This window comes from Actinomyces sp. oral taxon 849 str. F0330, from assembly GCF_000239715.1.
GTDB lineage: Bacteria > Actinomycetota > Actinomycetes > Actinomycetales > Actinomycetaceae > Actinomyces > Actinomyces johnsonii.
In genome coordinates this window covers 3,002-12,655 of the sequence record NZ_JH470358.1, presented here as the reverse complement: position 1 = coordinate 12,655, position 9,654 = coordinate 3,002, and the positions used below count along the sequence as shown (strand labels likewise).

The 9,654-nt window shown below is 67.7% G+C and carries 10 protein-coding genes; 5 read left to right on the top strand and 5 right to left on the bottom strand.

Annotation, left to right across the window (positions count from 1 at the left end; all coding sequences use genetic code 11):
* Positions 1-535: ACT domain-containing protein (locus HMPREF0975_RS12200; RefSeq protein ID WP_009234491.1), on the top strand; the 535-nt coding region annotated here is incomplete at its 5' end.
* Complete coding sequence (locus HMPREF0975_RS12195) at positions 532-1,611, top strand: aspartate-semialdehyde dehydrogenase (protein ID WP_009234490.1); 1,080 nt, start codon at positions 532-534, stop codon at positions 1,609-1,611. The genes HMPREF0975_RS12200 and HMPREF0975_RS12195, both read left to right, overlap by 4 nt.
* A gap of 97 nt (positions 1,612-1,708) precedes the next feature.
* On the opposite strand, the gene HMPREF0975_RS12190 is transcribed toward HMPREF0975_RS12195, so the two are convergent.
* From HMPREF0975_RS12190 to HMPREF0975_RS12175, 4 genes are all read right to left on the bottom strand, one after another.
* A complete protein-coding gene (locus tag HMPREF0975_RS12190; RefSeq protein ID WP_009234489.1) occupies positions 1,709-2,461 on the bottom strand; it encodes a potassium channel family protein in 753 nt (250 codons plus the stop codon).
* 81 nt (positions 2,462-2,542) lie between these two features.
* The gene (locus tag HMPREF0975_RS12185) at positions 2,543-3,139 is read right to left on the bottom strand and encodes a DUF998 domain-containing protein (protein WP_009234488.1); all 597 of its coding nucleotides are present in this window, start codon (positions 3,137-3,139) and stop codon (positions 2,543-2,545) included.
* Positions 3,136-4,038 carry a hypothetical protein gene (locus tag HMPREF0975_RS12180; RefSeq protein WP_009234487.1) on the bottom strand — a complete coding sequence of 301 codons (903 nt, stop codon included), beginning with the start codon at positions 4,036-4,038 and terminating at the stop codon, positions 3,136-3,138. The genes HMPREF0975_RS12185 and HMPREF0975_RS12180 overlap by 4 nt, the downstream gene beginning before the upstream one ends.
* A gap of 160 nt (positions 4,039-4,198) precedes the next feature.
* Positions 4,199-5,239 carry a Fic family protein gene (locus tag HMPREF0975_RS12175; protein WP_009234486.1) on the bottom strand — a complete coding sequence of 347 codons (1,041 nt, stop codon included), beginning with the start codon at positions 5,237-5,239 and terminating at the stop codon, positions 4,199-4,201.
* Positions 5,240-5,847: 608 nt separating this feature from the next.
* On the opposite strand from HMPREF0975_RS12175, the gene HMPREF0975_RS12170 reads away from it, so the two are divergent.
* Positions 5,848-7,092 (top strand): multidrug effflux MFS transporter, encoded by a 1,245-nt coding sequence (locus HMPREF0975_RS12170; RefSeq protein ID WP_009234485.1) that lies wholly within the window; start codon positions 5,848-5,850, stop codon positions 7,090-7,092.
* Between the two features lie 32 nt (positions 7,093-7,124).
* Here HMPREF0975_RS12170 and HMPREF0975_RS12165 read toward each other — a convergent pair whose 3' ends face one another.
* Positions 7,125-8,030 carry a helix-turn-helix domain-containing protein gene (locus HMPREF0975_RS12165; protein WP_009234484.1) on the bottom strand — a complete coding sequence of 302 codons (906 nt, stop codon included), beginning with the start codon at positions 8,028-8,030 and terminating at the stop codon, positions 7,125-7,127.
* Positions 8,031-8,226: 196 nt separating this feature from the next.
* Here HMPREF0975_RS12165 and HMPREF0975_RS12160 point away from each other — a divergent pair, with 196 nt between their 5' ends.
* Together HMPREF0975_RS12160 and HMPREF0975_RS12155 are read left to right on the top strand one after the other, a co-directional pair.
* Positions 8,227-8,607: a thioredoxin family protein gene (locus HMPREF0975_RS12160; protein WP_009234483.1), complete on the top strand. Its 381-nt coding sequence runs from the start codon at positions 8,227-8,229 to the stop codon at positions 8,605-8,607.
* Between the two features lie 149 nt (positions 8,608-8,756).
* A partial coding sequence (locus tag HMPREF0975_RS12155) for a macro domain-containing protein (RefSeq protein ID WP_009234482.1) occupies positions 8,757-9,654 on the top strand: 898 nt, incomplete at its 3' end.

Sequence of the window (9,654 nt, the reverse complement as noted above, 5' to 3'; positions counted from 1 at the left end):
CAAGGAGGACCACGTGGAAGCCCCCGTCATCTCCGGAATCGCCCATGACCGCAGCCAGGACAAGATCACGCTCGTGGGCGTGCCCGACGTCCCCGGCGCCGCCGCACGCATCTTCGCGATCGTGGCCGGTACCGACGCCAACATCGACATGATCGTCCAGGACGTCTCCGCCGAGGGCACGGGCCTGACTAACATCTCCTTCACGTGCCCCTCCGGCGACTCCGCCACCGCTCGCGCCGCCCTGGAGTCCGCCCGCGAGGAGCTGGGCTTCCGCAGCCTGCACTTCAACCCCGACATCGGCATCCTGTCCCTGGTGGGGGCCGGGATGCGCTCCAACCCGGGGGTCTCGGCGCGCCTGTTCGGCGCCCTGAGCGAGGCCGGGGTCAACATTCACATGATCTCCACCTCCGAGATCCGCATCTCGGTAGTGGTCGACGACGCCGCACTCGACGAGGCCGTGCGCGCCGTCCACTCTGCCTTCGGCCTCGACGCCCAGGCCGCCGAGGCGGTCGTCTACGGAGGGACCGGACGATGAGCAAACCCGTGAACACCTACACCGGAGTGGCCGACGGCGTCGCCGTCGCCGTCGTGGGGGCCACCGGCCAGGTCGGCCGCGTCATGCGCGCCATGCTGGCCGAGCGCGACTTCCCGGCCCGTTCGGTGCGCTTCTTCTCCTCGGCCCGCAGCGCCGGGACCGTCGTGGACTTCCGCGGCGCCCGTGTTGAGGTCGAGGACGTCGCCACCGCCGACCTGACCGGCATCGACGTCGCCATCTTCTCCGCCGGGGGCGCAGCCTCGCGCGAGCACGCCCCCCGCTTCGCCGCGGCCGGGGCCGTCGTCGTCGACAACTCCTCGGCCTGGCGGAAGGACCCCGAGGTGCCGCTCGTGGTCAGCGAGGTCAACCCGCACGCCCTGCGCGAGCGCCCCAAGGGCATCATCGCCAACCCCAACTGCACCACCATGGCGGCCATGCCCGCCCTCAAGGTGCTGCATGAGGAGGCCGGGCTCATTCGCCTCATCGTCTCGACCTACCAGGCCGTCTCCGGCTCCGGGCGGGCCGGGGTGGCCGAGCTGGCCGGGCAGGTGCGCGCCGTCGTGAACGAGGACATGGAGGGCCTGGCCCTGGACGGGCGGGCCGTCGAGTTCCCCGCGCCGGAGGTCTACGTCGACACCATCGCCTTCAACGCCGTGGCCTGGGCCGGGAATGACGCCGGCGACGGCTCCGGCGAGACCGATGAGGAGCAAAAGCTGCGCAACGAGTCGCGCAAGATCCTGGAGATTCCGGACCTGCTGGTCTCCGGCACCTGCGTGCGCATCCCGGTGTTCTCCGGCCATGGGCTCAGCATCAACGCCGAGTTCGCCCGCGAGATCAGCGTCGAGCGCGCCCGCGAGCTGCTGGAGGCGGCGCCCGGCGTCACCTACCAGGACGTGCCCAGCCCCCTCAAGGGCGCCGGCCGCGACGGCACCTTCGTGGGGCGTCTGCGCGCCGACCAGGCCTTCGCACCGGGCCACGGCCTGCAGTTCTTCGCCGTCGGGGACAACCTGCGCAAGGGCGCGGCCCTCAACGCCGTCGAGCTCGCCGAGCTGGTGGCCGCCGAGATCCGGGGCTGACTGGGTCTTCTTCTCCGCTGAGCCGGGCATTTCTCGCGTAGGGCGACCGTTTTTCGGTAGGGTTACGCGAGAAATGCCCGGCTCGGTGCCTATGTGGTCAGTGACCTGATTCGCGTTCCGCGAGGAGCCGGTCGATGCGCTCGCTGAGCTCGCTGACCTGCCGCTGCAGGGCCGCCACCTGCGCCTGCGTGGCGGCCTCCTGCTCGGCACTCTCCTCCTCGACCAGCGAGACGATCCACGAGGCCAGGGTCGCCGTGACCACGCCGATGAGCGCCACCCCGCCGATCATGAGCAGCGCCGCGATGAAACGCCCCTCCGTGGAGACCGGGAAGGTGTCGCCGTAGCCGATGGTGGTGATCGTCGTCAGCGCCCACCACAGGGCCTGCCCGAAGGTCCGGATCGAGGAGCCCGGCTCATTGCGCTCCGCATCCAGCGTGGCCAGTGCCGAGGTGAAGATGAGCAGGGCGGCGCTGCCGGCCGTGTACAGGGTGATGCGCCCGCGCAGCGCGGTGCCGGCGCTGCGCTGCATGATGCCCACGAGCGTCACCAGACGCAGGAGCCTCAGCGGCCGCAGGATCGGCAGGGCAATGACCGCTAGGTCGGGTAGGTGGTGGAGGAACCATTGGCCTCGGCTCGGCGCCAGTGCCAGGCGGACAAGATAGTCGACGCCGAACAGCGCCCACACGGCGTTGATCACCAGCTCGGCCGCGTTCTTGGCCCCGCCTTGTGCGTTGGCGAGCACCTCCCAGGCGTAGGCGCCCAGGAAGACGACGGCGGCGCCGGTCAGCGGCCACTCGGTCGCTCGCTCCCACGCCCGCAGTCGAGTGCCCGGGCTGTCTTCGGTCGGCATGCTCCGATGGTAGACGGCGCTTGGGACAGAGCCGTGCAGGATGTCCCGGCCGTGCGAGGAGGGACGTGAGGCGAGGGCGCGTCAGGCCAGCAGGAGCCCGGCTGCGGCGCCGAGATAGAAGACGTAGACGGCCAGGAGGAAGATCCGCTCCGAGATCCCGAAGGCGTAGGGCCTCAGGCGGCGGATGACCAGTGCGGTCACCAGGGCGATGAGCGCGGCGGCGGTCACCCAGCGGGTCGCCCCGAGGAAGGACACCAGACCCTGCGGTGCGAGCGGGGCCAGCAGCCGGACGATGTTGCCCATGCACGAGTAGGCGATTGCGAACCATGCGATGGCGGCCACCAGGTGAAGGCGACCGATGAGGGTGGTCGGCTGCCCCTCGACGTCGGTCGGCAGGAACGGCAGCACCGCGAAGATGACGGCCAGGACCGCCAGCCAGAGCGCCACGCCCTTCTCCGGTGTCGGCGGTCCGAGGGCGACGGCGCCTGCGAGCACGGCCCAGAACACCGCCGAGGTCCAGGTGATGGCGGTCGCGAGCCGGCGGGTCGGTCCGACGGCGTAGTCGCTCACGGCGTGCTGCACGATGTTGTAGTCGCTGGGGACGAGGTGAAGGGCGATGAACATGGCCAGCCGCGCGACTCCCAGGACGAGAGCGACGGCGGCGAGGACGGTCGTCATTGGACCGGCTCCTTCCGTGCGGGTGTGGCTGCCTCATCTTGTTCGGGCGGGGTGCGCACCAGCTCGCTGGCGCGCCAGACCTCGTCGAGCCAGGTCTCGACCTGCGAGCGGGCGTCGTCGAGCTGAGAGGGTTTCACGGTCAGACTGAGGCGAGGGATGACGGCGGGTGCCGTCAGTCTGGCGCCTTCTTTGGGCGGGGTGTAGACGGCCTGCAGGTGTACACGGCCCCGGCGCGCTGGTGTCTCCTGGATTCGGAAGTTGTCGCGACCAGAGGGGAGGGCAAGATTGAATAACTCCAGGTTCGCAATTGCTATGCCGTGTTGGGATAGGCGCACCATGCTGGAGCGGCGGCGCACAGCCGTGCGAACCAGGACGATGAAGAGCGCAGTGTGGAACAGGAGCAGGGCCGCGGTGGCCTGACCGACCAGCTTCTGGGTTGACTCGCTATAGATCAGGGGGTGCGGGACGGCCATCAGAATGATCGGGGAGGCCACCAGCAGCATGCCCGCAAGCATCGCCCACAGCAGACCCATAGCGCGCCTGTTGGGATCCCGGGCCACATGAAGAAAACGTGCCGACACGATATCGCGATGGGCCACCGTCGCGTCCTTGGGCAGCCACCGGTCGGTGCCCCTGAAGCAGAAGACCGCACCGAAGCAGAGAGCGGTCAGCACGGCGCTGTAGATAGTCGTTATCGCGACTATGTGAGCTGCGGTGTTGGCTACCTGACCCTTCTCCTCCTCCTGGTAGGCCATGGCTTCGTCCATGGAGCCCAGGCCCCAGGCGGCCAGGAATAGGACGGCCGGGTAGACGATCGCGACACCGACGGTCGCCAGCGCACTCAGGTATCCGAACACCCTGATTCCGGTGGTGGGACGTGAACGGATGTAGATCGCCATGGGTCACCTTTCTCCAAGTCTGCCGCCAGGCCGGTTGCAGCCCCTTGGGCGCGCCCGACGACGTTGGGTGCCGTCGACGGGTCAATTCTGCGGCCGGTGGGCGCCTCCTGCCTATAGGTGCCATTCACTCCGATGGGAAGTGAGAAGGGCAGTGGCCGAGTCAGGTGAGCAGGACCTTCAGGACGGCAGGGGCGGTGAAGCGGCGAGGCTGCGAACCTGTTTCGATGACGTCGAGCACTCCAATGTCAGTCAGCTGGCTAACGAGGCTGTTGGCTCGCCCGTACGAGACGCCAAGGGCCGCCTCGACCTTGCGCACCGTGAAGCTCGGATTCGCGACCGCGAAGTCGACGAGGCCGACGGCGTGAGCGGACCGCAGGCTGGAGGCGCGCACCGTCTCCTTGAGACTCTGGTGCGCAGCGGCCAGGGCGAGCATCTGGTGGCGCGTGTTGGTGGCCGCCGCGGCCAGCCCCCGGGAGAAGAAGGTGAGAAAGGTGTCCCAGTCGCCGTGGGTGCTGACTCGGAGCAGAGCGTCGTAGTACTCGGCGCGACGCTCCTCGAACCACGGTGAGACCGTCAGTGTGGGTTCGCTGAGAACGCCCGAGCTCAGGAGAGTGAGCACGATGAGGAACCGCCCCAGGCGCCCGTTGCCGTCCCGGAAGGGGTGGAGGGTCTCGAACTGGTAGTGCGCCATGCCCGCGGCGATGATCGGGTCGATGTCTCCCGCGTGGTCCTGATGCAGCCAGTCGATGAGGGCGCGCACACCGGCACGAAGACGATCTCCAGGCGGTACGGGAACGAACCGGCTTGCATGGATCGGGGCCGCGCTGTGCGCACCGGGGCAGCGGCCGATCATGACCTGACTGTCGCGCAGGCAACCTGAAGCGGATTCAAGGGGAGTGCCCCTCATGAGCTCGCCTTGAAGGTCCTCGATGAGAGACAAGGTGATAGGGCGTCCCTCCTTAGCCCACAGGAAGCCGCTGTTGGCCATGCGGACGTAGTTGAGGATCTCTGTCATCTCGGCGGTCGCGGGGGCGTCGTCGTCGGCGGTGAGCACCTCGCGCAGGGGGGCGTATGTCCCTTCCAAGGCCGACGTCGACTGCGCCTCGCGCCGCAGGGAGGGGGTTCGCAGCAGGAAGGGGTTCGGCAGCTGCTGGGCCGTGGCGTCGAGGGCGGCCAGTGCGCGGCCGGCTGCTGCCACCATGCGGTAGGTGCTTCCGTTGAGGGTGGCTCGTCGGAGCCGAGTGGCGCGGGGACGAAGGCCTTGTGCTGCCAGCCGCCGGTCACCGGGTCGGAGCCAGTGATGTCGACCAGTTCCCCCATGGTGCCGTCAACGAACATCCCGAGGTCCATAATGTCAGTCTAATAGCGATTGTGTGACATCTGAAGGGGGTGAGTCATACACAAGAGGTACTTGTCGAGCATCTTGTGTGGGGATGTGTCTGGAAACGGTCATGTTGTGGGCCGGTTGTTGGCGACTGCTGCCAGGGGGGCACTCGATGTGGGCGGAGGTATTCGACGCCGTCGGGGACGTTTTCTCGCCGACGGGTGCAGTACGCGCGTACGGGAATAGGTTTTCTGAACCCCTGCGCGCAGAATGTCCCCGCCGATGACGGATGGCATGAGGCAGGGTGGAACGGAGACCTGAGGCCCACTCCTGGGGTGTACTGCCAGTGACTCCCTGGGAGATTGTTGCGGTCGTACTCTTGTCCGCTGTGGACACGACCGCCGCCGGCAGTGGCAGGTGTCACGATGTCCTCTCTCGATCCCGGCGCTGTGGGCGCGAGCCCCACGTCAACTCCAAGGAGCACTGTGACCGCTAATAAGGCGAGCCTGTCGTTCATGATCATCCTGAGCGCCCTCATGGCTTGTACGTCGCTCTCGACTGATCTCTACCTGCCCGCCCTGCCCACTATGGAGGCGGATCTCCACGGGGACTCCGAGCTGACCGTCACCGGGTTCGTCGTCGGCTTCGCGCTGGCCCAACTCATCTGGGGGCCGATCAGTGACCGCATCGGAAGGAAGAAACCCCTCATCATCGGCATGGCGATGTTCGCCATCGGTTCGGTTGGGTGCGCGCTGTCGTCGAGCATCGCTGAGGTCGTCTTGTGGCGGATGTTCCAGGCAATCGGTGCGTGCGTAGGTCCCATGCTCTCGCGCTCGATGATTCGCGATCTCTACGGCTCCACCCAGGCGGCGAGAATGCTCTCGACCCTCATGGTCATTATGGCGGTGGCGCCGATTGCGGGTCCTCTCGCCGGAGGCGGGCTCCTCAAACTCGCCTCATGGCACATGATCTTCTGGCTGATGGCCGCCATCGGAGCGGTCCTGTTCCTGGCTGTGCTCACCCTTCCCGAGTCGTTGCCGGCAGAGAAACGGGCCGCCTCGGCATCTCTTGGGGCGGCCTTCACGAGCTACCTGAGCCTCCTGAGGAACACGACGTTCCTCCGGTACACCCTGTGCGTGACTTGCTTCTACGTCGCGGTCTACGCCTTCATCACCGGCTCGTCATTCGTTTACATCACCTACTTCCACGTCAACCCGGAGCTCTACGGCTTCCTCTTCGGGGTCAACATCGTCGGGGTCGCCCTCATGAGCGCGGTCAACCGCGAGCTCGTTAAGCGGTACTCCCTGCCTGGACTTCTGCGGGTGGCGACGGTCGTGGCCGCTGCTGGAGCCGTCTGCCTGGTTGCCTGTGTCTTCACCGGATTCGGCGGCATCTGGGGCGTCATCATCCCGGTCTTCATCATGTTCTCGATGAACGGCATCATCGCCGCCACGACGAACGCCGCCTCCCTGGGCAGCATCGACAGCGCCATGGCCGGCTCGGGCGCGGCGCTTCTCGGCTCACTTCAGTACGGGAGCGGGATCGTGGCCTCCCTCCTTCTGGCCGTCTTCTCCAGCGGGACGCCGCGCACCATGGCCTGGGTGATGGGACTGTTCGTCGTCCTCAGTGCCGTGCTGGCCGTAGGGAGGCGCTCGGCGTCTCCCAGGACATCCCTGGCAGCGGTGCTGGGTGAGAGCAGCGGTCCTGAGCATCCGTCGTCGGGCAGCTGATTCGACAGCGGGTCAGCCCAGGGCTGTGCATGTCAGTCCTCCGGGTGGGGTTCTGCCCTCGCTTCGGCGATCTCTCCGGCCCCATCGTCGGCCGCCGGAGCGCACAGCTCCTTCAGCGCCTCAAGTCTCGTCTGGCTCGGGGACCCGGGCTCGGCGGTGAAGGCGAAGACGAACCAGTCGCGGTTGCTGGGAAGCTCCATCACCTCGTAGGTGAGTTCCAGGTCGCCGACCACCGGGTGGTGGACACGCTTGATCCCGGGGCGGTGCTGACGCACGTCGTGCCTGGCCCAACGGTCACGGAAGGCGTCCGAGCGGGTGACGAGCTCACCGATCAGGTTTCTGAGCCGCTCGTCATGAGGACTCTGCCCGGCGTAGGAGCGCAGTGTGGCCACCAGGTCGTTGGCATTGTCCTCCCAGTCGAGGAAGAAGTCCTGCGAGGCGGGGTTGAGGAAGGTGAATCTGCCGGAGTTCCCAAAGCTGTTCGGGTCCTGGAGCAGAGGGGCGTAGAAGGCGCGGCCCAGGGCGTTCGCAGCCACGAAGTCCAGGCGCCTGTCCCGGACCCACATCGGCGCACCGGTCACGGCATCGAGGAATCGCTGGAAGCTCGGATCGACGACCGGTTCAAGGCCCGTGCTGCCGGGCCGCCATGACGGTGCCGGGCCGGCGGCCTTGGCGAGGTCGGCCAGGTGAGCGGCCTCCGCCTCGTCGAGCTGTAGCGCACGGGCGAGGGAGTCGAGGACCTCGGGCGAGACCCCGGCGAGGTTGCCGCGCTCCATCCGGGCGTAGTACTCCACGCTGATTCCGGCGAGCAGAGCGACCTCCTCCCGGCGAAGACCCGGGACGCGGCGTTGCCCGCCGCTGGCGATTCCGACGCGTTCGGGAGTGATCCGGTCCCTTCGTGAGTGCAGGAACTGCGCGACCTGTGCCCGATGCTCCATGTCCTCAACGATAGCCAGCGGCTCTCTCGGCTGGGGTGGACTGCCAGTACACCCCGGAGGGGTGATGCGGTGTGCACCCGGCCGCGCGGAATGTCCCCGTCCGCGAGAGGTCGGGCAGCCTCAGGAATAGGGTGGGCCCCGGTTGTGTTGGCCGCAGTGGAACCGATCAGTATCCGCAGTCTTGAAAGGAACGCTCATGGCCACCAAGAACATCACCGGTCCCGAGTTCAAGGACACCATCCACGGCGACGGCATCACCCTCGTCGACTTCTGGGCCTCCTGGTGCGGCCCGTGCATGCGCTTCGGCCCCATCTACGAGAAGGCCTCCGAGGCCAACCCGGACATCACCTTCGCCAAGGTCGACACCGAGGCCGAGCATGACCTCGCCGGGGCGCTGGGCATCTCCTCGATCCCCACGCTCATGGTCTTCCGTGACAATGTGCTCGTCTACCGCGAGGCCGGCGCCTTGCCCGCCCCCGCGCTAGACTCCCTCATCACCCAGGTGCGCGAGCTCGACATGGAGGCCCTCAAGGCCAAGATCGCCGAGGAGGAGGCCGCCTCCGGCGCCCAGGCCTGAGCGCCGTCTCGCACCTCGGTATCGCTCCGCGTAGCGTCCGGGCCCTCCAGTCATCCGACGTCGTCCGGGAGCTGGTCGTTTCCGGACGACGTCGTCGAGTGTTACCCGGCTCGCCCAGTCAAGGGCAGAACATTACGTTTTGATATCCTATGATGGCCCGCGTGAAGTTGGAGTCCCACGTGAGTCACGCTGTCAGAGCCAGATGGGCGGTACCCGTCGGTGCCTCGGGCCGCGACGCGCTGGTGCGCCACCTGGTCTACGCTTTCCTGCGCTCCGACCCCGAGGGGGCCACGGACTGGATCGACTCAACGGTCCCCACCGACCCCGACGAGTTGCGCACCATGCTCGACTTCCTCCTCACCGCCCGGCCCCCGGCGCCCCTGCCTGAGGACATCGCCGCCGATCTCGACACCCTCCTGGAGGCTGAGGCCGCCGAGCGCGGCATGGTCGATGCCACCGAGATCCCGCCCCTGGCCATTACCGACCATGTGCCGGGCCTGCTGGGGCGCAACGTGGCTTTCTGGCGCGGCGACCTCACCCGGCTGCGTGCCGGCGCCGTCCTCAACGCCGCCAACTCCGGCATGCTTGGTTGCTTCGCGCCCGGGCACCGCTGCATCGACAACATCATCCACGCCGTCGCCGGGCCCGCGCTGCGCGCAGAGTGCGCCCGGTACATGACCTGGGCGGAGACCTTCGACCCCACGCGCCGCCAGGGCGGGGAGCCGGCCGGACGGGCCGTCTTCACCGGCGGCTACCACTTGCCCGCCCAGCACGTCATCCACTCGGTGGGCCCGATCATCGAGGACGGCCGCAAACCCACCCTGCGCGACCGGCGCCTGCTGTCCTCCTGCTACACGAGCGTCCTCAACGTTGCGCACGCCGCGGGGCTGGGCAGTGTCGGTCTGTGTTCGCTGTCCACAGGAGTCTTCGGCTACCCCAAGCGGCAGGCCGCCCTGGTGACCCTGGAGACGATCGGCCGTTGGCTGATGGCCCACCCCGACTCCCGGCTGCGTATTGTCATCAGTCTCAATGCCGACGTCGACGTCG